Origin of the sequence: Pseudomonas sp. EA_65y_Pfl1_P113 (assembly GCF_963970525.1) — a bacterium.
Lineage (GTDB): Bacteria > Pseudomonadota > Gammaproteobacteria > Pseudomonadales > Pseudomonadaceae > Aquipseudomonas > Aquipseudomonas tritici.
In genome coordinates this window covers 1-580 of sequence record NZ_CAXAQM010000263.1, presented here as the reverse complement: position 1 = coordinate 580, position 580 = coordinate 1, and the positions used below count along the sequence as shown (strand labels likewise).

Annotated in this window: 1 protein-coding gene; it reads left to right on the top strand. The window is 61.7% G+C overall.

Annotation, left to right across the window (positions count from 1 at the left end; genetic code table 11):
• On the top strand, positions 1-332 hold a 332-nt coding region (locus AACY52_RS29495; RefSeq protein WP_339561249.1), incomplete at its 5' end, for an ATP-binding protein.
• Positions 333-580 lie beyond the last annotated feature (248 nt).

Here is a 580-nt window from a genome sequence, read left to right as displayed (position 1 = left end):
CGCGTCGGGAAATCGTGGTGTCCACCGATATCCGTCAGCGCGACGTATTGATCACAGTGTCCGACAACGGGTGCGGTCTTCCCCAGGGGATGCTCGAAAACCTGTTTGCACCGTTTCGGACGAGCAAATCGAACGGTGCCGGCCTGGGACTGGGCCTACCGATTTGCCGAACTATCGTCGAGGCGCATGGCGGCAAATTGTGGGCGGAAAACAATCCGCAGGGTGGCGCGACCTTCAGCCTTGTCCTGCTCTTGGAAGAGGGCTGGGCGCATCTCGGGAAAGGCGAGATCGCGTCCGAGCCATACGGGCAACGCGACGACCGGGCCGCCTAGAGCCGCAGATTGCGGAAGGACCGTCCTGTTTTCGCGTGAATGTCGCGTTGTTGTAAGAATGCCGTCCTAAGCGCGCTCCGAGCCGTTTGGAGCATAGGTTGAGCTGGCTGCGTGACATCGATCGCTGGTTCATGGCCGAGGTGCTGCCGCACGCAGCCGCTTACCGGGCCAAGGCGGCGCATTTTTGCGGTCGTGACGATGCCGATGATCTGGTGCAGGAAGCCTATGCGCGCGTCCTGAAGACGCCG